This window comes from Cerasibacillus sp. JNUCC 74, from assembly GCF_053667775.1.
The window spans coordinates 1,417,694-1,441,093 of sequence record NZ_CM132207.1 but is presented as its reverse complement, the minus strand read 5'-3'; the positions used below and the strand labels follow the sequence as shown (position 1 = coordinate 1,441,093).

16 protein-coding genes are annotated in these 23,400 nt (G+C 36.9%); all 16 read right to left on the bottom strand.

Annotation, left to right across the window (positions count from 1 at the left end; genetic code table 11):
• Positions 1-178: 178 nt before the first annotated feature.
• Complete coding sequence (gene uvrA / locus JNUCC74_RS06245; RefSeq protein WP_454067340.1) at positions 179-3,055, bottom strand: excinuclease ABC subunit UvrA; 2,877 nt, start codon at positions 3,053-3,055, stop codon at positions 179-181.
• Between the two features lie 4 nt (positions 3,056-3,059).
• The gene (gene uvrB / locus JNUCC74_RS06240) at positions 3,060-5,042 is read right to left on the bottom strand and encodes an excinuclease ABC subunit UvrB (RefSeq protein WP_454067339.1); all 1,983 of its coding nucleotides are present in this window, start codon (positions 5,040-5,042) and stop codon (positions 3,060-3,062) included.
• A 390-nt stretch (positions 5,043-5,432) separates the two neighbouring features.
• The gene (locus JNUCC74_RS06235) at positions 5,433-6,578 is read right to left on the bottom strand and encodes an MGDG synthase family glycosyltransferase (protein WP_454067338.1); all 1,146 of its coding nucleotides are present in this window, start codon (positions 6,576-6,578) and stop codon (positions 5,433-5,435) included.
• A 20-nt stretch (positions 6,579-6,598) separates the two neighbouring features.
• Entirely contained in the window at positions 6,599-7,159 is a 561-nt protein-coding gene (locus JNUCC74_RS06230) for a YkoP family protein (RefSeq protein ID WP_454067337.1), read from the bottom strand.
• A 379-nt stretch (positions 7,160-7,538) separates the two neighbouring features.
• Positions 7,539-8,729, bottom strand: coding sequence for a PDZ domain-containing protein (locus JNUCC74_RS06225; protein ID WP_454067336.1), 1,191 nt, complete (start codon positions 8,727-8,729; stop codon positions 7,539-7,541).
• Between the two features lie 465 nt (positions 8,730-9,194).
• Entirely contained in the window at positions 9,195-10,649 is a 1,455-nt protein-coding gene (locus JNUCC74_RS06220) for a S41 family peptidase (RefSeq protein ID WP_077320016.1), read from the bottom strand.
• Positions 10,650-11,122: 473 nt separating this feature from the next.
• Complete coding sequence (locus tag JNUCC74_RS06215; RefSeq protein WP_454067335.1) at positions 11,123-12,544, bottom strand: murein hydrolase activator EnvC family protein; 1,422 nt, start codon at positions 12,542-12,544, stop codon at positions 11,123-11,125.
• A gap of 131 nt (positions 12,545-12,675) precedes the next feature.
• Positions 12,676-13,569 (bottom strand): permease-like cell division protein FtsX, encoded by an 894-nt coding sequence (gene ftsX, locus JNUCC74_RS06210; protein ID WP_454067334.1) that lies wholly within the window; start codon positions 13,567-13,569, stop codon positions 12,676-12,678.
• The gene (gene ftsE / locus JNUCC74_RS06205) at positions 13,559-14,245 is read right to left on the bottom strand and encodes a cell division ATP-binding protein FtsE (protein WP_454067333.1); all 687 of its coding nucleotides are present in this window, start codon (positions 14,243-14,245) and stop codon (positions 13,559-13,561) included. The genes ftsX and ftsE overlap by 11 nt, the downstream gene beginning before the upstream one ends.
• A gap of 898 nt (positions 14,246-15,143) precedes the next feature.
• Positions 15,144-15,515 carry a cytochrome c551 gene (gene cccB / locus JNUCC74_RS06200; RefSeq protein WP_077320012.1) on the bottom strand — a complete coding sequence of 124 codons (372 nt, stop codon included), beginning with the start codon at positions 15,513-15,515 and terminating at the stop codon, positions 15,144-15,146.
• Positions 15,516-15,783: 268 nt separating this feature from the next.
• A protein-coding gene (gene prfB, locus JNUCC74_RS06195) for a peptide chain release factor 2 (protein ID WP_454067332.1) occupies positions 15,784-16,885 on the bottom strand; the annotation gives its coding sequence in 2 pieces (ribosomal slippage) (positions 15,784-16,812 and positions 16,814-16,885; 1,101 coding nt in all).
• 114 nt (positions 16,886-16,999) lie between these two features.
• Positions 17,000-19,510 (bottom strand): preprotein translocase subunit SecA, encoded by a 2,511-nt coding sequence (secA, locus tag JNUCC74_RS06190; protein WP_454067331.1) that lies wholly within the window; start codon positions 19,508-19,510, stop codon positions 17,000-17,002.
• A 1,102-nt stretch (positions 19,511-20,612) separates the two neighbouring features.
• A complete protein-coding gene (locus JNUCC74_RS06185) occupies positions 20,613-20,753 on the bottom strand; it encodes a hypothetical protein (RefSeq protein ID WP_454067330.1) in 141 nt (46 codons plus the stop codon).
• 505 nt (positions 20,754-21,258) lie between these two features.
• Positions 21,259-21,810, bottom strand: coding sequence for a ribosome hibernation-promoting factor, HPF/YfiA family (gene hpf / locus JNUCC74_RS06180; protein WP_454067329.1), 552 nt, complete (start codon positions 21,808-21,810; stop codon positions 21,259-21,261).
• An 833-nt stretch (positions 21,811-22,643) separates the two neighbouring features.
• Positions 22,644-22,997 (bottom strand): flagellar protein FliT, encoded by a 354-nt coding sequence (locus JNUCC74_RS06175; protein ID WP_454067328.1) that lies wholly within the window; start codon positions 22,995-22,997, stop codon positions 22,644-22,646.
• Positions 22,997-23,398: a flagellar export chaperone FliS gene (gene fliS, locus JNUCC74_RS06170; RefSeq protein ID WP_454067327.1), complete on the bottom strand. Its 402-nt coding sequence runs from the start codon at positions 23,396-23,398 to the stop codon at positions 22,997-22,999. Before fliS ends, JNUCC74_RS06175 begins: the two co-directional genes overlap by 1 nt.
• Positions 23,399-23,400 lie beyond the last annotated feature (2 nt).

Sequence of the window (23,400 nt, the reverse complement as noted above, 5' to 3'; positions counted from 1 at the left end):
TTCTTAGATAAATGTATACTTATTCTTCACACTAGTGATGTCTCCTATCTCCTTCTAGAAATAGTAAATTTTATAATCGTCAGACAGACTGTGGATTTCCTTACAAAATTTCAGAAAAAAAGCCTCAAGGTCACCCCGAGACTATTTCTTCTTTTATATATTGTAAGCGACTACTGAACTATTTCGTTGAAAACTGCTCTTTAGCTTGTATTGCATTTTCCATTCGTTTTTTATCACGTTCTAACACATGTTTTAAATACTTCCCAGTATAAGAGGTTTCTGTTTTGGCAATTTGTTCTGGAGTACCTGTTACAATAATTTGCCCGCCACCAGCACCGCCTTCAGGACCTAAGTCGATAATGTGGTCTGCTGTCTTAATAACATCTAAATTATGTTCAATAATTAAAACCGTATCGCCATTATCTACCAGGCGCTGTAACACGTTCAGCAATCGGCTGATATCATCTGCATGCAGACCTGTAGTTGGCTCATCCAATATATAAAGCGATTTTCCATTAGAGCGACGGTGTAATTCACTAGCAAGTTTAACACGTTGAGCTTCACCGCCAGATAAGGTAGTTGCCGGTTGGCCAAGCTTAATATAACCGAGCCCGACATCATAGATCGTTTGTAATTTCCGCTTAATTTTTGGGATGTTAGCGAAAAACTCTAATGCTTCTTCAATCGTCATTTCCAATACATCTGCTATATTTTTCCCCTTATATTTCACTTCTAAGGTTTCTCGATTATAGCGACTGCCATGACATACTTCACACGGTACATAAACATCTGGAAGAAAATGCATTTCAATCTTGATAATACCATCCCCATGACAGGCTTCACAACGTCCACCTTTGACATTAAAGCTGAATCTTCCCTTCTTATAACCTCTAATTTTCGCTTCATTTGTCTGCGCAAATACATCACGAATATCATCAAATACACCTGTGTAGGTTGCTGGATTGGAACGAGGGGTTCTGCCAATTGGTGATTGGTCAATATCAATTACTTTTTCAATATGTTCCATACCCTTTATTTTTTTGTGTTTTCCAGGCTTATGTTTTCCTGTATAAAGTTCTTTCGCTAAAGCTTTATATAAAATTTCATTCACCAGTGTACTTTTTCCTGAACCAGATACGCCTGTAACGACTGTCATTAAACCAATTGGTATTTTCACAGAAACCTTTTTTAAATTATTTTCTTCTGCTCCGACAATTTCAATGGCACGCTTATCCTGTTTACGCCGTTTTACTGGTAATGGTATGAATTTGTTTCCAGATAGATATTGTCCTGTCAATGAATTTGGATTTTCCATTACCTTTTCAGGCGTATCACTTGCAACAATTGCTCCGCCATGCTCTCCGGCGCCCGGTCCAATATCAATTAACCAATCAGCAGCAAGCATCGTATCTTCATCGTGTTCAACAACGATCAAGGTATTATCCAAATCCCTCATGCTTTTTAATGTTTCAATTAACCGATCATTATCTCGTTGATGTAAGCCGATGGAAGGCTCGTCCAATACATACAGGACTCCAGTTAACGCCGAGCCAATTTGAGTTGCTAAACGAATGCGCTGTGCTTCTCCACCCGAAAGTGTACCTGCAGATCGGGATAGTGTTAAATAATCTAAACCAACATTGTTTAAAAATTCCAATCGATTGCAGATTTCTTTCAAGATCATTTTTGCAATTTGCATTTCTTTTGTTGATAATTGAAGTGATTGGAAAAAGTTTTGTGCTTCAACGATAGAGAAATTAGTAATCTCGCTAATGTGCAACCCATTTATTTGAACAGCAAGAGCTTCTTGTTTTAAACGATATCCTTTACATGCAGGACAAGCTTTTTGCGCCATGTACTGCTCTAAATTTTCTCGAATAAACTCGGAGGAAGTCTCCCGGTAGCGTCTAGCTACATTATTCACTACCCCTTCAAAAACAATATCGCTATCTCGTACATTGCCAAAGTCATTAACATAGTAAAAGTGAATTTTTTCCTTACCACTGCCGTAAAGAATTTTGTCCATTTTTTCTTTTGGAATATCTTTAACTGGTTTATCCATATCAATATCATAATGTTCACAGACGCTTTTTAATAGTTGAGGATAATATTGCGAGCTGATCGGTTTCCACGGAGCAAGTGCATGCTCATTTAATGACTTATTCCAATCTGGAATCACTAGATCTAAATCTACTTCCAAATTTGTTCCCAGCCCATCGCAAGTAGGACAAGCACCGTATGGACTATTAAAGGAAAATAGCCTCGGTTCTAATTCGCCAATGGAAAATCCACAAATCGGACAAGCATGATTTTCGCTAAATGTCATTTCTTCCTGATCAATAACATCGACAATAATTTTACCTTCTCCTAAGGCGAGAGCAGTCTCAATAGAGTCACTTAAGCGTCCCTCAATGCCTTCCTTGACAACAATTCGATCAACAACTACTTCAATGGAATGCTTTTTATTCTTTTCCAGCTTAATGTCTTCTGTTACTTCACGCATTTCTTTATCAATACGAATACGCACATACCCTTCTTGCTTTAATTTTTCCAAAACTTTTACATGCTCTCCTTTTCTTCCAGAAACAACTGGAGCAAGGATTTGCATCTTCGTTCGTTCCGGGTATTCCATAATACGATCGACCATCTGTTGTACGGTTTGTGAAGTTATTTCAATTCCATGCTTAGGACAAGTTGGATGTCCAACCCGGGCAAATAACAATCGTAAATAATCATAGATTTCCGTTACTGTTCCTACCGTCGATCTTGGATTTTTACTCGTTGTCTTCTGATCTATGGATATTGCTGGTGACAAGCCATCAATAGCGTCAACATCCGGCTTCTCCATTTGCCCTAAAAACTGACGAGCATATGCGGAAAGGGATTCAACATAACGGCGTTGCCCTTCCGCATAGATCGTATCAAAAGCAAGTGAAGACTTCCCTGAACCAGACAGGCCGGTGAGAACAACAAGCTTATTTTTTGGTATGTTTACATTAACATTTTTTAAATTATGAGCTCTAGCGCCTTGAATGGTAATAAATTTACTAGGCATTTCATCACCTTCCTGCTTTTAATTCAAGTATAATATCACGAAGCTCTGCCGCTTTTTCAAAGTCCAGTGCTTTAGCGGCTTCCTTCATTTCTTTTTCCATGTCGGCAATTACTTTTTCTTTACTTTTCTTAGTTAAATTACTAATGCTTTTCGTTGTAGTTTCATAACTTTCTTGTTCTTCTGCGGCAACAGTTGCTCGTATAACATCTCTTACTTCCTTTTTAATTGTAGTTGGTGTGATATGATGCTTTTTATTATGTTCCTTCTGCTTTTCACGGCGTCGATTTGTCTCATCAATAGCCACTCGCATCGAATTTGTTATTCTATCTGCATACATGATAACCATGCCATTTTCATTACGAGCTGCTCGTCCCATCGTCTGAATCAGAGATCGTTCTGAACGCAGGAATCCTTCCTTATCTGCATCCAAAATAGCAACTAACGAAACTTCTGGAATATCTAGACCTTCACGTAATAAATTTATGCCAACAAGTACATCATATTTGCCAATCCGCAAATCACGAATTAACTCGATTCGTTCTAATGTCTTAATTTCTGAATGCAAATAAGCAACTTTGATTCCAATCTCTTTTAAATAATCGGTGAGATCTTCAGACATTTTCTTCGTCAAGGTAGTTACAAGCACACGCTCATTTTTCTCTGTACGTTTATGGATTTCGCCAATTAAATCATCGATTTGTCCTTCAATTGGACGTACCTCGACAATTGGATCTAATAATCCCGTTGGGCGAATGATTTGTTCTGTCATTACAGGCGAATGTTCCAATTCATATGGACCTGGGGTAGCAGAAACGTACACGAGCTGATTCGTCGCTTTTTCAAACTCCTCAAAACGTAATGGCCGGTTATCCAACGCAGATGGCAGTCTAAATCCATGGTCAACTAACACTTGTTTACGAGCCTGGTCCCCATTATACATTCCACGAATCTGTGGCAATGTAACATGTGATTCATCGATAAAAACTAGAAAATCATCGGGAAAATAATCGAGCAATGTATATGGTGTCGAACCTGGTTCACGCAACGTGAGATGGCGTGAGTAATTTTCAATACCTGAACAAAAACCCATCTCATTCATCATTTCTAAATCATAATTCGTACGTTGTTCCAGACGCTGTGCTTCAAGCAACTTCCCTTGATCTCGGAGTTCTTTTAGCCGTTCCTCCAGTTCCTTTTCAATATTTTTAATCGCAAGCTTCATCTTTTCCTCTCTAGTTACGAAGTGGGACGCCGGGAAAACAGCGACATGCTCTCTGTCGCCAATTATTTCTCCAGTTAGTGCATCAACTTCACGAATGCGATCCACCTCATCACCAAAAAACTCAATCCGAATACAATGTTCTTCTTTGGATGCCGGTATAATTTCTACAGAATCGCCCCGTACTCGAAACGTTCCACGCTGAAAATTAATATCATTGCGGGCGTATTGAATACTTACAAGCTCACGTAACAATTGATCACGGTCTTTTTCCATGCCAGCTCGAATAGACAGCACTTGACTTTTATATTCCTCGGGCGAACCTAACCCGTAAATACAAGACACACTTGCAACGATAAGCACATCTCTCCGTTCAAACAACGCGGAGGTAGCTGAGTGTCTGAGCTTATCTATTTCATCATTGATACTTGCATCTTTTTCAATAAATGTATCGGTAGAAGGTACATATGCCTCTGGTTGATAGTAATCATAATAGCTAACAAAGTACTCTACCGCATTATTAGGAAAAAACTCTTTAAACTCACTGTATAACTGGCCAGCTAATGTTTTATTATGAGCAATCACTAACGTTGGCCGGTTTAATTCCTTTATGACATTGGACATGGTAAAGGTTTTTCCTGTACCCGTGGCACCCAACAATGTTTGATGCCTCTGACCAGCCTTTACCCGTTCCACGATTTCTTTAATTGCTTGAGGTTGATCTCCTCTTGGTTCATAGTTGGCCACTAGTTCAAACTGATTCCGCACTAGTTTTCTCCTCCGATCCGTCGTTAACTATTTTTTATTCTACCATAAAACTTGTTCATTTTAACAGAAAAACGAACAAATATTCGTTTGTTTTTAGGTGAAGATAAAGAAATTGGCAATGGAAAATACGACTCTTTACATTCGGGATTAGAAAACATGCCTCTAAAACAGGGGATACCTACGCCTGAACAGCAAGCCCGCTTTTAGTCGGCTTTCCTTTAGATTCGAGCCAATGTTAAAAATGATAGGAAGGGGATCGAAGGTTGCTAGCTGCACGAAGGCTTGTGCTATAATTTTCAAAAAGGTATCCATCATGTACAACGGATATAGTTGTCCTAAACAGTAAAAAACTATCAGCACTGGATCGTGCTCATAGCTCTATAATTTTATTTAATTAATTTCCCGACTTCGATTATCGATCGTGTGTTGGCTAATTCGTTTTATAATGCTCGTAATGGATTCTTTATCCATAGCGTGGAAATATGCATCCAGATGCTGGTAAAACTGTTGTTGTCTATCTATATTAACAAAAAAATCGAAAATTTGCTGTTCAAATGACTTCCTTTTATCAAGTTGTTGAACTAAACATAAACGAGTTAGCTCCTGTAAATTAATTCGTTCTTGTCCTGGTAATGCATCACAAACAAAGATTGGCTTGCCTTTCATTAGGGATTCACTGATCGTCACTCCACCCGGTTTCGTAACAACAGCATCTACCTGTTCATATAATTGATTAATTTGCTTTTTTGAACTTATATACGTTAATGGAGTTATGTTAGGATGGTTGGCTGAGATAAGCTGGTTATATAGTTCATGATTCTTTCCACATAATACATATACATGCTCCAGCCTCGACAAATGTACAGATGATAATAAATGCTGAATACCCCCGGTTCCTAAACTGCCACCACTAATTAGTAGCTTAATTCTCCGTTTCTTCTTAGCTACAAAATCGTTTTTTGAAAGGGCTGGATGAATCGGAATGCCTGTAATAAAGATATTTTTTTTCTTTACTCCCAGACGTATTAAAACATCTCTCATAGCAATGGATGGAACAAAATGATAATCAATTCCGTTAATTCCCCATAGACAATTTATAAAAAAATCCGTGTAAACATTGACTGTGGTCGCAGTTACTATTCCTTCCTGTTTCAATACGCTAACTATATTGGAAGGTAATGCATGGGTAAAAAATATCATCTCCGGTTGGGCTTCCTTCATTAACTTCTTCACAACTGAACGAAAAATTAATTCATAATGCCGTTGTCTTGTTCGTTTCAGTGGTTGCTTATAGGCCAGTTGGGAATACAACCGATCATACAGGTTGGGAAAATGAGTAATCCATTTAAGATAAATAGAAGATACGAGTTTTTCAATATTTCCATAGCCATAAGCGAGTATATCTATTTTTTGTACAGATTTTGTTGGATAAACTTGCTTATATTCTGTTATTAAGGCATCAGCAACATGATGGTGTCCGCTTGGAATTTGTAGAAAGGGGAAAAACAAGGCATCTACTTGTTGGCTACGATTCATTGATTGTTCCATCCTATTCTCTATAGTTTTATGGATTCTTCTCTTGCATATATAGTTAATAGTTTCCTTTTTGACATGAACAAATATACAGGATTGATTTTTTTAGTTCCCGTAAACGAATTAATTGGGAGTAAAGTCACCTGTTTAAAAAATCGATAAAGCGCATTTTTCAACGGAGCTTTTTCAAAACCGAGACGCTCTGCTCCTCTTGATAAATTGGTTATACCAATAACACCCTTAACTTTTTCACTGCTTGGGTGTGATTGAATATACATTGCTAAGCTGGGCATTGCTTGCTTAATAATATGATAAATGAATACGGCACGTTTTATATCGTTGGTAACGGTAGATAATTCTTTTAACAGTTTTACGTTGTGTAGATGTATTTTAAGTAGGATATCATTTTTTTGTAGCACGGTTCCATCAGATAGTACTACAGTTGCTCCTTTATATTTCGTCAATCTCGCCCGTAACACGGTTCGGTTTTGATTGGGGTCAACAATATAGGTTAATCTGGAACAGGCAAAATAAATAGGATCGATCCTTGTCCAAAAGCTTAACAAACAGCTCTTTATTAACATGATTAACACTCCAAAACTTTACTTACGATTAGTTTGTATATATATAGTTCAAATTATTAAAGGAAGTTCTTGGAGAAAGCCATCTTTGTTTGTGTTAGTTTCTTAATCAAAACAGAATTCCATACTGTTAATCGATCACCCGTTGGGTTTAGAAACTGTTAACTTTTCTTTTCGTTTTTACGACATCGAAATTATCTCTTAAGTACATCCCCTTTTTAACGTATAAGAAAAACTTGGCTTGTCGCCAAGTCCATATAGCGAAATCTATCGTTTTTCTTATACGATAAACCGTAAAGTTTTATACTTTTCTATAGTGTAAAAAAACCTGCCTTTTTAGAATTTTTATCATCTCAAAGTCAGGTTAAATTATGTTACTATTTCAAACAATGTTATTTTTTTCTTTATAATGCGGTGTACTGGTGCATAGAATTCCTAATCCATGGTGATCCCCTTCATACCAAGCCCCCTGAAGTATACGCACCTCTCCAGCTTTATTAATGACTTCTAATTTAAAAAAAGCTCCATTTGTTTGCAATGCCTCATAAAACTGCGCCATGCTATTAACTTTTCTGCCATTTACCTTTGTTATCCATTCACCTGCTTCTATTTCCATACGGTCAGCAGGCGAATTTGGTAGCACAACAAGTATCTTTAATGCTTGATCCGTTGATTGAAAAAAGCCGGACTTGGCTTCGTCTTTCATACGATGAAGATAATTAATAAGCTCTCTACCGATAACAGCAACGACAACTCCGATAAGAGAAGCCCAAGAATAATAAATACTTAAGCATGCAAATAAGCCAACTAAAATACTTAGAAGCAATGTAGAACGAGCTATCTTTACAGCTGCTATTTTGGGTTCCTGCCCCCTAACTACCTGTTCAAAACCTAGTATAAACGGAATAAGTATCAAACTATATTCCTCTCCACCAATTGTAAAGTATGGCCAATAATCAGCAAATGGTGTGATTGAACCAGTGGGTAGGAGTGTAAAAAAAGGAAGGACAGTCATTTTTTTCAAGCGATGTTGACCGATCCAACCACCACGATGTCCTAGACTTAATTCTGGATAACTAATATCATTTCGTGCTCTAAATAAAAGCAAACTTTCAGCTAATAATAATAAAGCTAATAAGCTTACTAAACCAGAAAGATTTATATCCCCAATCCATTCAGACTGTAAAAAAGGAAGTTGTTTTGCCAACTCTGGAAGAAATAACAGGAATAGATAAGTTATTCCTAATGTATAACTTGCTGAAAGGAATGAGAACTTGCCATTTATACTAACAAGGATTGTAATGATACTAAGAAGCAAAATAGCAGGAATGGAAAGAACAACTCCGACACCAACTGTAAAAGCTGAAAGTGCCAAACCCATCAGCACAGCAGGCAACAACGTATGCTTCCACTCAGAGAACAAATCATAAATTTTAATGCCAAAATCCAGTCTTTCGCTCTTAATTCTTTTTGCTCCAGCCAAAAGAACTAGTAAAACAGCCCAATATAATAACGGGGTTAAAAATAATCGTCCTATTCCTTTTGCGCTTTCAACTAGCCATGCTTCCCACATCTCTAATCACCTCATTGCTACATTTTTCCTTAGCGCAATTTTATTTCCATTTAGGAAACCAGATCCGATTCTCCATGGTGAATATTTTTTTAAAATAGCTTCGCCTCGCTTATGAGCTCAACAACTAACAAACTTCGATTTTCTTCCTACGCTACGATAAGTCAACATCGGCTCGAATCTAAAGGAAAGCCGACTAAAAGTGAGCTTGCGTTCAGGCCTCGGCATATCCCTGTTTAGAGCATGTTTTCTTTATCTCGAATGTTAGGAGGCGTATTTCTCACATTTGTAAAAATGCTTATTATGTTTAAATTCTAAACGAACGCCTATGCTATTGTTCTAATGTATCATTACATCTTTCTTATCTGAAATTTGAATTGCTGCTGGCTTGTCTTAAGCCTATTCGGGAAAAATCCGCGAGATAATTCCCCGCGGATTACAACCAACATTTATCATCTTTTCTTTTATTTAACGGTATAGTTCCTTTAACGCTTTTTCCAGTTGTTGATCATCTTTACCATTTCGAATCCTATCGATGATCTTCGTCTCAATTGACTTTGCTGTTTTTTCATCAATCTTGCCAGTAGCTGTTAAGCCATTATCTGTTTGAAACTGCTTTACAGCTTCTTTGGTTTGTGAATTAAAATAGCCATCTGTTCTACCGGTCTTGTAATCTAAGCCCTCTAACATAATTTGTATATTTTTTATTTTATCGTCAGTTTGATCTTCCGTCAATGGTTCCTCAATTTGAACCGGACTTGTGTAATAATATTCAGGCTGTTTTACTTCTACTGTCGGCTTCACACCTTTTTCGTGGATCCAATTTCCCTTAGGTGAGAGCCATTTAAACAGTGTTAATTTGATAGTGCTGTCGTCGCCTAATGGTACAGCTTGTTGAATCGTTCCTTTTCCAAAGCTCGGCTGTCCAACAATGTCATAATCCATTTCTTTCAATGCGACTGCTAAAATTTCCGAAGCAGAAGCACTTCCTTCATCAATAATAACACTAATCGGATATTCTTTTTTCTTTTTCAAGTCTGAATAATACGGAGTCTTTTTACCGTCTTGATCCTCTACTTGCAAATAAGGCATGTCTTTTGGAACAAATTGTTTTAACATATCTTCTACTACATTTAGTAGTCCACCCGGATTGCCCCGAACATCGATAACCAAGCCTTCAATTCCATCCTTTTCCATCGTTTGCAGCTGTTCATTAAATTCTTCAGCAGTATGTTCAGAGAAGTTAGTAACTTCTAGTATGCCTGTTTTTTTGCCGTTGATCGTTTCTGTTTTACTATAAACAGTTTCAAGCGGAATCGTATCTCTTACAATAGTTACATTAAAAGTGTCTTTAACTCCCGGACGACGTATTTTCAGCTTTACTTTAGAACCTTTTTCTCCACGAATTTTAGCCACTGCTTCATTTTGACTTAATCCTTCAATGCTTTTACCATCCACTTCGAGAACTTGGTCATTTGGTCGCAAACCTGATTTTTCTGCTGGTGAGTCTTTTATTGGTGCAACAATCGTTAATACATCGTCTATTTTGTTAATTTCGGCGCCAATCCCTTCAAAGGAAGACTCGATTTGTTCGTTGAACTGCTTCATTGTTTCCGCATCCATATAAGCGCTATATGGATCTTTTAACGTAGCAAGCATTCCCTGAATGGCTCCTTCTATCAATTGCTTATCTTCTACATCTTCCAAGTAATTTTCTTTAATTAATTGAAACGCTTGGTCTATTTTCTCTACATTTGTTGAACGATTCGTATCAGAATCATTTGTTTCCTCAACTAGGCTGGCAGATTGTTTCATTTGTGGTGTTTTTGTCTGTGCTAACTTCACTCCAACATATCCACCAACCAGTCCAAGTACTAACGCTACGATAAGAAGTAATGCAATATGTAGCTTTCTTAATTTCATTATTTCACCTCAACTATTTTAACATTTTAATTCGTGATCCACATCTAACAGTTCATGTAGCATATCATAAAAATGTAACATTTATTCTTAATTATCGACACATTCCATTTGCAACTTGATTGACACTAGAACTTTCACGATCCATACAGAACAATTTAAAACAAGCTTTTAACTTCCAGAACATAACCGACTTCCTTACTTACCTCATAGATTACTCAGAAAATGAAACTTCCGTAATTAACGTTATATAAAATCTTTTAGAAAGCCAATATTTAATATATATCACTGTAACACGATTCCCCAGTTAAAGCTAAAAAAGTTCGTTTAACTTTTGAAACGCATAAGGAAAGCATAACACGAACATTTATTTATGACTATAATTTTCACTTACCTTATTATGTAATTATACAGGTTCCTATAGAAAAAACATCAAGTCAAATTGAATTTGACTTGATGTTTTTCTTATTATTCATTTAGTTCAACATACTTAAAGGGTCAATAGAATTACTTTTTGCTGCATTCCAGCCACCGCGATGTACTTCAAAATGCAAATGCGGACCAGTAGATTGACCGGTATTACCAGAGCTGCCAATAACTTGACCAGCGCTCACTGTCTGACCCTGGCTTACATTAATACTATCTAAGTGAGCATACAGTGTTGTATAAGAAGTTCCATTAATATAGTGGGAAACTAATACAACATTGCCATATCCAGACATACCAGGTTGTCCATCTGTATTTGTTTGAATGACAACACCCGGGGCTGCAGTTCGTACTGGCGTTCCAATTGGCACACCAAAGTCAATCCCTGCATGCAATTCTCCCCAGCGATGACCATAACCAGAAGTAATACCAGCTGAAACTGGGTAACTCAGGCCTGAACCAGTCTTTGAAGGTGTTGAACTGGAATCAGGCGCTGAAACACTCGGACTTGAACCAGCGGAAGATGATGATCCGCCGTTGGATGATGAGCTTCCACCTGATGATTTTGCTGCACCACTTGATCGCTTCGTTTGTTGCTGCTCTGCTTTTTGTTTTGCTAATTGTTCTAATTCACTTTTTTGCGCTTGCGCAAGTTGTTTTGCTTTTTCAGCTGCAGCAGCTTGGTTAGCTAGAATTTCCTGCTCTTTTTCAACACTTACTTTGTATTGTTCTAATTCTTTTTGTTCATCTTGTAGACTAGCCATCAATGTTTCTTTTTCTGACAACTGGTCACTTAATTTTCCTTTTAATGCAACTAGTTCTTGTTTTTGCCCTTGTAATAAGCGCTTTTTCTGCTCAACTTCACCTTTTTTGTTCTCTACGTCTACTTTATTTTTTTCTACGGCAACCTTATCTGCCGTATGCTGTTCCATAATTGATTTATCTTGATCCATAATTGTATTTACAGCCGTGGAACGACTGATGAAATCTCCAAAGCTTTTTGATCCCAAAATTACTTCTATGTATTTCATTTCTCCGCCGTTCTCTTGAATATTACGCAACCTATCTTTTAACATTGCTTCGCGTTTTTTTATCCGTTCCTGTAAAACAACTATTTCATTTTTTAATTTTTCGATTTGAGCTGTTAATTGTTCCATTTGTTTATTTGTTTCATCAATCTTGGATTCTTTCGTTTTAATTTGTTCCATCGTAGTTTCAAGCTCTTTATCTAGCGAATTCATATCTGTTTCTACAGAGTTTTGCTTATTGAGATTAGCTTTAATTTTTTTATCTGCTTTATCAGAGTCACCTTGAAGATTACTTCTTTTATTTTCCAGCTCTTTTTGTTGCTGTTCGAGCTCATTAATCTTCTTGTTGAGGTCATTCGTTGTCTCAGCGGATATAGAAGTCGTAGATAAAGTTATCGTAGAAGCTGCTAACATAGTTGATAATAATACTGGAAACTTTTTCATTATATTCCTTCCCCTTCCTCTTGTTATATAAATCTATTTTTATGAGTAGAGAGGTTAGCCATCTCTACTCATGATTTTTTGATTAACAACTTAACCTCAAATAGCGAAGTTTATGTGTTCGCAGGAAACAACTACACCTTTAAATATTTACGAACACTCATCAAGCTTCCCCAAACACCAATAACTGCTCCAATTGCTAATATAATTAGCGAGAGCTGATATACAAACGGAGTATAAGGCAAGAATTCGACAAATTTATAACGTATTTGCTTACTAACGACATTTTCCAAATAGTAATATCCGGTCAGGACTACGAGGATCGGTATAATCGAACCTAATACCCCGAGAAGAAGGCCTTCCACCAAAAATGGCCATCGAATAAAGCCATTGGTCGCCCCTACTAGTTTCATAATGCCAATTTCTTTACTACGAGCCATAATCGTTATTTTTATCGTGTTAGAAATCAGGAAAATGGCTGTAAATATTAATCCTATAATTAAAACTAGCCCAACCGTTCTTGCATATTTATTAAATTCAAACAGCCTTTCCACGACCCCTTGACCGTAAACAACCTTCTGGACATTATCCATTCCCTCAAGCTTCTTCGCTACGGCAACAGTGTCTTTAGGGTCATTGGTTTTGACAATATATACGTGATTTAACGGGTTATCCTGTTCAAACATTTCCCAGGCTTCTCCATCTTCGCCCATGCTGTTAATTAATTTTTTCAACTCATCGTCTTTAGAAGAGAACACTGCCGATTCTACCCCAGCAATTTGCTGAATCGTTTTTCCCAAATTTTGAATATCTTCTTGCCCAGCGGTTGGTTCAATCATTACATCGATTTGAACATCATTTTCAATATTGTCAGCCATTTGATTCAAATTAAGCATTACCGCCAAAAAGACAGCTACTAAAATCAATGTTGTTGTAACAGCACCTATAGAAGCTACTGTCATCCAGCCATTACGGCCAATACTTTTAATTCCTTCGCGTAAATGACGCACTAATGTTCTAAACTTCATAGCCGTAATCACCTCGTTGTTCATCTCTGACAATTACTCCGCCCTCTATTGCGACTACTCGGTTTTTAAATGTATTAACAATTTCTTTACTATGTGTTGCCATAATAACCGTTGTACCTCTATCATTTATTTCTTGCAATATTTTCATAATTCCCCACGATGTATCTGGGTCTAGATTTCCTGTTGGCTCATCAGCAATTACAATCTTTGGATGATTAACAATCGCTCTGGCAATAGATACACGTTGCTGTTCTCCACCGGACAATTCATCAGGAAACGATCTCGCCTTATGTTTTAGACCTACTTGATCCAGAACCTCCATTACTCTAGTTCGAATAATAGTCGGTGGGGACTCAATAACTTCCATTGCAAACGCAACATTTTCATAGACTGTTAGTTTAGGCAATAGTTTAAAATCCTGATAAACAACTCCGACATCCCTGCGAAGAAACGGAACTTTCTTTTCTTTTAGCTCATTAATATTTACAGAGTTTACATAAATAGTCCCTTGCGTTGGTTTTACTTCTCTAAATATCAACCTAATAAAAGTAGATTTTCCTGCACCGCTTGGTCCAACTATGTAAACAAATTCACCGCGTTTAATATCTATGTTTATGCCACTTAATGCCGTAACACCGTTATCATATACTTTATGTACATCTTTCATCTGTATCATCGTAAAATCACCTTTATCTATTAGTTGTTGATTCTTCGTTGTAGTTTCTATTAATATAATTAACCTTATTAGTTTCAAACCCTATTATAACATCTTTCGCCACGATTTTTAGACATAAAATTATTACATTTACATTTCAAAAGTCGGTGTTTTGCGTAATACTTTGTTATATTTAGTAATGTCAAGGGTATATTTACCTATTTCTATTATTCGAATATACGAATTTTCAAATAATTTTTTTTACTACCGTATCCTTTTGTGCTTCCAGGTTATCCTATAGAAATGATAAAAGATGGATACTTTGCTTTCTTTATGATGAACTTGCATCTGTGTATTTGCGATACACTTAAAAACGTAATCAGCCCAAATTATTTTTACGTCTGTAATTCTACTTCTGCACTTTTTTAACACATTAGAAAAACTTGCTTGTCGCCAAGTCTTTATGAAGAAAGAAAGCTATCGTTTTTCTTATACGATAAAGTGAAACTTCATTCCGTGAATGCTTTTTACACGGAATGTTAGTTTGAACGAATCGGGCATTTAGGTGCCGTTTTCTCCTACTTTGACCCTTTGTATCAACTAAAGGCTCTTGAAGTAGGAGTCTTACGGCACCTTACATGCGGGATAAAGTGAAACTTCATTCAGTAGGAGTTTTCTTCCCTCTCCTACTGAATGTTAGTACCACAAGGGTATGACCTAAAGGCCCTTGAACCAATCGGGCATTTAGGTGCCGTTTTCCCCTACTTTGACCCTTTGTATCAACTAAAGGCTCTTGAAGCAGGAGTCTTACGGCACCTTACACGCGGGATAAAGCCTAAAGTTTTTTAATTTCCTATAGTATAAAAAAACCTGCTTCATGATTTCACAACCATCAAGCAGGTTTTGCTTTCATTTATAATTATTTCTTTTCTGCCAACCAGCTTGCAAGTAGCTGAACGTCGTCACCTTCTGCCATACCTGGAGGCATACTTCCTTGGCCGTTTTCAATAATGTCAGCAATTTCATCAGAAGAAAGCTTTGAACCAACCTTCGTTAAATCTGGACCATTCGCTCCAGATAAATCTGCGCCGTGACAGCTTGCACAGTTACTTTCATACACTTTTTCAGCAGAAGCGGTATCTACAGCACCGCCTTCTTTTTCAGCAGATTCTTCCGTATTAGCATCTCCTTTATCAGCTGGCTCTTTTGATGCATCGTCATCATTACCGCCCCCACATGCACCTAGCACTAATGTCGAGCCAAAAAGCATTGCTAATAGCCACTTTTTCATAGCTTCATCCCCCTAACAGAAAATTGATTAATAGTTCATCAACTCTATTATAACTGATTCTATAGCTTTTAAAACTCTTTCAGTTACCAAATATTGCTATTGGTTGATGGCTGAAGCAGTCATATCAATGCCAGAAGCTAATTATGACTAATTTATGAAATAATTTATCTTCATTACAAACATACCTTTTGTTGCCGAGATATGCATTTTCAATGATTTTTCAGAAGGAGAACCACGTTAGACATAAAGTGGAGATCTATCCTCCACTTTAATTTACTTGCTGACGTAAGTAAGCATCGATAAATGGGTCAATATCACCATCCATTACGGATTGTGTATTACCAATTTCTAAATTGGTACGATGATCCTTCACCATCGAGTATGGATGGAATACGTAAGAACGAATTTGGCTGCCCCAGCCGATTTCTTTCTGTTCACCACGAATCTCGGCTAACTCTTGCCGTTGTTTTTCAATTTCTAGTTGGTATAATTTTGACTTTAACATTTTCATGGCTGATTCGCGGTTTTTTATCTGTGAACGTTCATTCTGACATGTCACTATAATATTGGTCGGAATATGGGTAATTCGAACAGCAGAATCTGTGGTATTTACGTGTTGACCACCTGCTCCGCTAGCCCGATACGTATCGATTTTAATATCCTCTGGTTTTACTTCAATGTCCACATCATCATTAAATTCAGGGGTAACATCACAAGAGACAAATGATGTATGACGTCTTCCGGATGAATCGAATGGCGATATGCGGACCAATCGATGGACACCTTTTTCTGCTTTCAAATAACCATACGCATTATGTCCTTTAATAAGCAATGTTACACTCTTTATTCCAGCTTCATCACCAGCTAAATAGTGGATTGTCTCTACTTGGAAATTTTTCTTCTCTGCCCAGCGCTGATACATTCTTAATAACATGCTGCCCCAATCCTGAGACTCCGTACCACCAGCTCCTGGATGAAGCTCCAAAATTGCATTATTCTGATCATACGGTTCGCTTAATAAAATTTGTAATTCAAAATCATTCAGTTTTTTTCGCAATTGCTGAAGTTCTTCAATTAATTCGTCAAATAATTCCTGATCACTTTCTTCCTTCACAAGCTCATAAGAAACTACTAAATTATCATGCTCTGTCTCTAGTTCAGAAAAGCTGTTCACATACTCTTTTAAATGGTTTACTTCATTAATAATCTGTTGTGCTTTATCTTGGTTATCCCAAAAACCAGGAGCAGTCATTTGCAGTTCTAATTCCTTAATCCGGGCTGTTTTGGCTTCTAAGTCAAAGAGACCCCCTAAAATCATTAATTCGATTACGCATCTTATCTAATTCATTTTTAATTTCAACTAATTCCAATGCAATCACCTCAAACATTGTCTACTGATTTTTATTTTGTTAAACCCATGTGCATTTTATCAGAAAGCGGAAGGAAAGCACTCCCCATCCAAAAAATGGGAGTGCTTTTACTTATTATCTACCGTGACAATTTTTATATTTTTTCCCACTTCCACATGGGCAAGGATCATTTCTACCGATATCTTGTTTTTTTACAAATGGTTTGCGTGTTTTCTTTTTCTCTTCTTGTCCACCAGAAATAGCTTGTGTATTTTTAACAACTTCTTGTCGCTGTAAATTATCGCGGATTTCTGCTTTCATAATATATTTGGAAACTTCTTCTTCAATGCTCTTAATCATTTCCTCGAACATTGCAAAGCCTTCTAACTGATATTCACGAAGCGGATCGTTTTGTCCATATGCTCGCAAATGGATACCTTGGCGAAGCTGATCCATCTGGTCAATATGATCCATCCATTTCGTATCAACCGTACGTAACACAATAACCTTTTCAAATTCACGCATCTGTTCTTTTGTTAGCTCTTGTTCTTTTTCATCGTAGCGAGCTTTTACTTTGTCCATAATCCACTCGATAATTTCTTCTTGATCTTTGCCCTTCAGATCGTCTTCTGTAACTTGATCTGCATTCAACAAATTTCCTTGAACGAATTCAACGATGGACGGATAATCCCAATTGTCCTCGTCATCATCTTGTGTATGAGCAGTAACAACTCGCTCCACTGTAGATAAAATCATATTTTCAACAATTTCTCGAAGCTCATCATCAGCTTCAATGACTTCAAAGCGCTGCTTATAAATAATTTCACGCTGTTCTCGTAATACATCATCATAGGCAAGAACCGTTTTACGTGCGTCAAAGTTATTTCCTTCTACACGCTTTTGGGCAGATTCCACAGCACGGGAAACCATCTTACTTTCAATCGGCTGAGAATCATCCATTCCTAAACGATCCATCATAGAGCGTAAGTTATCCGAACCAAATCGACGCATTAATTCATCTTCCATGGACAAATAAAATTGAGACACTCCAGGATCTCCTTGTCGACCTGAACGACCTCGCAACTGATTGTCAATTCTTCGTGATTCATGACGCTCCGTGCCAATAACAGCAAGTCCACCTAGTTCAACAACACCTTCTCCTAGTTTAATATCAGTACCACGTCCGGCCATATTTGTAGCGATGGTTACTGAACCGCGTTGACCAGCATTCTCTATAATCTCTGCCTCACGAAAATGGTTTTTCGCATTCAGTACTTCATGCTTGATGCCGGCTCTTTTTAACATTTTAGAAATCAACTCAGATGTCTCAACAGCAACTGTACCAACTAGTACAGGCTGTCCGGTTTCATGTCTCCGTTTAATCTCTTCAATGACTGCTTTAAATTTGCCTTCCATTGTTTTATATATTAAATCGGGCTTGTCTTCTCGAATAACTGGTTTGTTCGTTGGAATTGCAATAACATCCATATTATATATATTCCTAAACTCCTCTTCCTCCGTTTTCGCAGTACCGGTCATCCCAGCAAGCTTGTTATACATACGGAAGAAGTTTTGAAAAGTAATGGAGGCTAATGTCATACTTTCATTTTGAATTTGCAATCCCTCTTTTGCTTCGATAGCTTGATGTAGTCCATCGCTATATCGACGTCCTTTCATTAAACGACCTGTAAATTGGTCGACAATAATTACTTCACCATCTTCCACGACATAGTCATCATCCCGATGCATCGAAACATGTGCTTTTAGTGCTTGATTTATATGGTGTGTTAACGAAACATGCTTTAAATCGAACAAGTTTTCAACAGCAAAATAACGTTCAGCCTTGTTAATTCCTTCTTCGGTAAGCTGTACTCCTTTTGTCTTTTCATCATAGGAGTAATCATCTTTCGAGAGTGTATTTACAAAGGCGTTTGCTTGCTGATATAAATTAGCTGATTTTTTAGCAGATCCGGAAATAATTAATGGTGTTCTCGCCTCATCAATTAAAATGGAATCCACCTCATCGATAATGGCAAAGTTTAGAGAACGCTGTACCATTTGTTCCTTATATAGAACCATATTATCTCGTAAATAGTCAAAACCAAACTCATTATTCGTCCCATACGTAATATCGCATTGATATGCTTCACGCTTTTCTTCCTTTGACAACCCATTACCATTAAGACCGACTGTTAATCCAAGAAATTCATAGAGAACACCCATTTCTTTAGCATCACGGCTAGCCAAATAATCGTTAACGGTTATAATATGAACTCCTTTTCCAGAAATTGCATTTAAATAAGCAGGCATAGTGGATGCTAATGTTTTCCCTTCACCAGTTTTCATTTCTGCAATATTACCTTCATGAAGAGCAATTGCTCCCATTAACTGCGTTTGGAAGGGACGCATACCTAATACACGCTTAGATCCTTCACGAACAACTGCATAAGCTTCAACAAGCAGATCATCAAGTGATTCGCCATCTTCGTATCTTGTTTTAAATTCTTCTGTTTTGTTTTGTAGTTCTTGATCAGACAGTTTTTCATATTCCGACTCTAATGCTTCAATATTATCAACGATCTTCTGCAATCGTTTCAATTGTCGTTGATTACCATCGCCAAAAATTTTCTGTAATATTCCAGCCATTATTCATGCACCTCTACATTTATCAATTAGAAAAACCGGGCTTGTCGCCAAGTCTTTAGCGAAAGCTGTAGTTTTTCTTATACTATAAAGTGAAACTTCATTCAGTAGGAGTTTTCTTCCTTCTCCTACTGAATGTTCGTACCACAAGGGTAGGACCTAAAGGCCCTTGAACCAATCGGGTTTTCTCCCACTTGACTCTTTGTATCAAACTAAAGGATCTTGAAGTGGGAATCTTACGGCACCTTACATGCGGGATAAACCTAAAATTTTAAACTTTCCTATAGTAAAATAAATTATTACGTTTATGTGTACTCATTTTTTCGAGCAGCTAATCCTTTCATTTTACGTTTTTATCACAAAACCTAAAAGAGTTACCGTTGTAAAAGGGAAAAGTCATGCTAAGATAAGTTGCCCTCACATATTTCATGTACTGCATTAACATTCACTCTTTTCTATAATAAAAAGCTTTTCCTTTTAAACGGTATGTTTTATTTTTTGTTATTATCAGCCATTATTAATCATAACACTTTCTAAATAAAGATGACAACTTCCAATTAGCCTTCCTCTTCTTGTCTACATTTTAAAAGCAAAAATGGTGGGTACATCTTTGGATAAAAACTATTTTATTTATAGTGAATAAGTTGAATTAATTTCTATGCTGATATCTGCTATTTCATATAAGAAGCTAATTCGCATAACTATTAAATAAAATGAACCTTCATTCAGTAGGAGTTTTCTTCCATCTCCTACTGAATGTTAGTTGAACGAATCGGGCATTTAGGTGCCGTTTTCTCCCACTTAGACCTTTTGTATCAACTCAAGATTTTGAAGTGGGAGTCTTACGGCCCTTACATGCGGGATAAAGCCTAAAGTTTTATCCTTTCCTATAGTATAAAACACTTATTTATAATTTTTCAGAAACGTAGAAAAAAGAACGGTCAGGGGATGAACCGCTCTTTTTTCATCAGAGGGAACTTTGAGGATAAGTTAGGAAGTTTGTATAAAGCGAGGAAATAGTTATGATGATTTGACTTTAATTGAAATTTTCAAAAGCTTCGTGTTAAAAGTCGTCATTATAAGAATTGACTAACAGAAAATCCTGCTAATGCTTACCGCTTTTTCTTAATAAAGCGAGCTTTTGATTTAACACCCCAACAATTTCAGCAAGCTGTGCAATTGCCTTCTCATGTTGATCTATTTTTCTACTTAATCGGTTTAAATGAATCGATTCATTTCTATGCAATTTACCACCTCCTCACTCGATATTAGTTATATCATGTAAACACTTGATTAGCTAATTGCCATTTTTCAATTTTAGGCGTGTGTTCGACAATATTTTTAAATATTTATAGGATCGTTACGAACAATAAAGTATTTTTACCTACTAAACACGAAATTATTTACTGCCATTTTTTGATTTTAGAGTTATCATCGTCAAATTTCGACATTTTGGTAGTAGAGTAAACAACAGGATTGAATATTGACTTCTCGTCCTCGTGTTTTAGGGTCTTCCACCTCACTAAGCCAGACCGATTCCTTTTCCTGTTCGCCCTCATCCAACTATACGTGAGGTTTTCTATCATCAGCAAGAGAGTTACTCTGCACAGGGCGAAAACTTTAGAATTTCTTCTCCAGTCTCCTGTCAGCTATCAAGCGTCTTGCCGCTTACTCAGGTAGGACTTTCACTAACTTGCTGCGATAACATAAAAAGACAGTCCATAGACTGTCTTTTTATACATGTAATCGCTTTATGCATTTGGTTCAATTAAGCCGTATTTTCCGTCGTTCCGTCGGTATACAACATTTGTTTCACCATTAGATGCGTTTTCAAATACAAAAAAGGAATGACCGAGCATATCCATTTGCAGAATCGCTTCTTCTGAATCCATCGGCTTTAAATCAAACCTTTTTGTACGAACGATTTCTATTTCAGAAGACTCTTCTTCCTTATTTAAAGCATCCTTTCCTAATTCTGCAAAGACATGTTTTGGCGAACCTTTCTGCCTGAACTTTCTATTCACTTTCGTTTTATGTTTTCTAATTTGTCTTTCAAGTTTATCAACAACTAAGTCAATCGCAGCATAAAGGTCTGTATGCTCGACCTCACCGCGCAGTAATAAATTAGTCATCGGAATCGTGACTTCAATTCGCTGTTCATCATTATAGACACTTAGATTAACATGTACCTCTGAGGTTGGTGGAGTATCAAAATACCTTTCTAGTTTTCCAATTTTTTTCTCTACGTAGTCACGTATAGCCCCTGTCACCTCAACATTTTCACCACGAATGTTAAATTTCATACAAGTGTCCTCCTTTCACCTTATACCTATATTATACAATGTTTCCCGACGAATTTCCTGTTAAAACTATAAAAATGTAAATTCTCTGTTAGATAATCGGTATGTATCACTTGTTGTACATAGGTTTCAACCATTTACATGATATTTACATATTTTTAAACAAATCTTAGCCTGTGGTTATGCACAGGAAATTCGATGTAAAGTTAGTTAGGAATTGTGAAAAAGGAATGTAGACATGCATTGTCATTACGAGACATATTGTTAGCAGCAAGGTTTCTCGCGTTGGTGATTTGTTGGTTGTTTATTATAGATAATTTTTGTTTACCATATACCCATATCCAAGTGCCAACAACTAGCACCTCCAAGTCCCTTCACGCCCTTATCAGAGTTCCAGCGCCTATCCAGGTTGGACTAGGTTCATTTCCTAGTCAAAATAACAAATGTCAGAAGCAATCGGTTAGCGCCATACAAACTGGGGAACTTCTGACGAGATAAAGAAAACATGCCTCTAAAACAGGGGGATGCCGATGCCGTTCTGAGCGGAAAGCTCACTTTTAATCTGCCTTCCTTTAGATTCGAGCCGATGTTGACTTATCGTAGGAAAAAGTTCGAAATTTGCTCAACTTGAGCGCTTAAACTAGACAACGAAACTACTTCTCTCAAAAAATTATCCGCAAACTTAAAACGGATATCGTTCCCTTAGAAAAACTTGGCTTATCGCCAAGTCTTTAGCGAAAGCTGTAATTTTTCTTATACGATAAGCCCTAAAATTTTATGCTTTCTTATAGTATAAAAAATAACACCGCATTTCTAGAGTGCTAGAAATGCGGTGTTTAATTTTTCCGATCTAAAAATATACCGTCGCTTGCTTGCATTGTCGCATAAGGATTACGATATTTACGATTGGAGTGTTTCTGCTTTTTCACTTGCATCATCTCAGATTTTAAATCGTTAAACAACGCTAACATTTCTCGTTCAATAACTTGGTTTAATTGAATAATCATTTGCCCAGTTGTTTTTTCTTCCTCTGAGTAGGGAGGGGTTAGCTTATCCAGTTGAAAACCTCGTTCCTCAATTAACTTATTGACCTGTGAAATTAGTACATCACGATTTTTAGGCTCCATTTTCTGCTCTAGAATATCATGCAATTTCTCTGTAAGTTCCAATAATGGGTTTAAGCGATTCATTAAACATGTACACCCTTAGCATATTGCTTCTTTCTCGTTTCCAATATTACCTGTTTCCATGTATCGCGAAATTCCACAGTAAAGTCTAACACTTCCTCCAACGCTTTGTTGTCATTATGCATATTTGCTTCTCTTAAGCGGTGAAGCATATATTCATAAAGTGTCATAATTTGTTCCGAGATAGCAACTTGAGGATTTAACGTGATCATTAATTCGCGAATAATGTTTTGTGCTTTTTGGATATTCGTATTTTTTGCTTCAAAGTCATTCGCTTCAATATCCTTTATTGCTTGCTTAATAAACTTGATGCAGCCATTATACAGCATTAATGTCAGTTCTGAACTTGATGCAGTATTTACTGCCGTATTTTGATATGCTTGCTGCTGCTTATTCCGTGACATTT

Excerpts from the sequence above, each read along its gene's own strand:
- uvrA (WP_454067340.1), bottom strand. The coding sequence starts at position 3,055 with ATGCCTAGTAAATTTATTACCATTCAAGGCGCTAGAGCTCATAATTTA.
- JNUCC74_RS06235 (WP_454067338.1), bottom strand. The coding sequence starts at position 6,578 with ATGAATCGTAGCCAACAAGTAGATGCCTTGTTTTTCCCCTTTCTACAA.
- JNUCC74_RS06230 (WP_454067337.1), bottom strand. The coding sequence starts at position 7,159 with ATGTTAATAAAGAGCTGTTTGTTAAGCTTTTGGACAAGGATCGATCCT.
- JNUCC74_RS06225 (WP_454067336.1), bottom strand. The coding sequence starts at position 8,729 with ATGTGGGAAGCATGGCTAGTTGAAAGCGCAAAAGGAATAGGACGATTA.
- JNUCC74_RS06220 (WP_077320016.1), bottom strand. The coding sequence starts at position 10,649 with ATGAAATTAAGAAAGCTACATATTGCATTACTTCTTATCGTAGCGTTA.
- JNUCC74_RS06215 (WP_454067335.1), bottom strand. The coding sequence starts at position 12,544 with ATGAAAAAGTTTCCAGTATTATTATCAACTATGTTAGCAGCTTCTACG.
- ftsX (WP_454067334.1), bottom strand. The coding sequence starts at position 13,569 with ATGAAGTTTAGAACATTAGTGCGTCATTTACGCGAAGGAATTAAAAGT.
- ftsE (WP_454067333.1), bottom strand. The coding sequence starts at position 14,245 with ATGATACAGATGAAAGATGTACATAAAGTATATGATAACGGTGTTACG.
- cccB (WP_077320012.1), bottom strand. The coding sequence starts at position 15,515 with ATGAAAAAGTGGCTATTAGCAATGCTTTTTGGCTCGACATTAGTGCTA.
- secA (WP_454067331.1), bottom strand. The coding sequence starts at position 19,510 with ATGGCTGGAATATTACAGAAAATTTTTGGCGATGGTAATCAACGACAA.
- hpf (WP_454067329.1), bottom strand. The coding sequence starts at position 21,810 with ATGAAATTTAACATTCGTGGTGAAAATGTTGAGGTGACAGGGGCTATA.
- JNUCC74_RS06175 (WP_454067328.1), bottom strand. The coding sequence starts at position 22,997 with ATGAATCGCTTAAACCCATTATTGGAACTTACAGAGAAATTGCATGAT.
- fliS (WP_454067327.1), bottom strand. The coding sequence starts at position 23,398 with ATGTCACGGAATAAGCAGCAGCAAGCATATCAAAATACGGCAGTAAAT.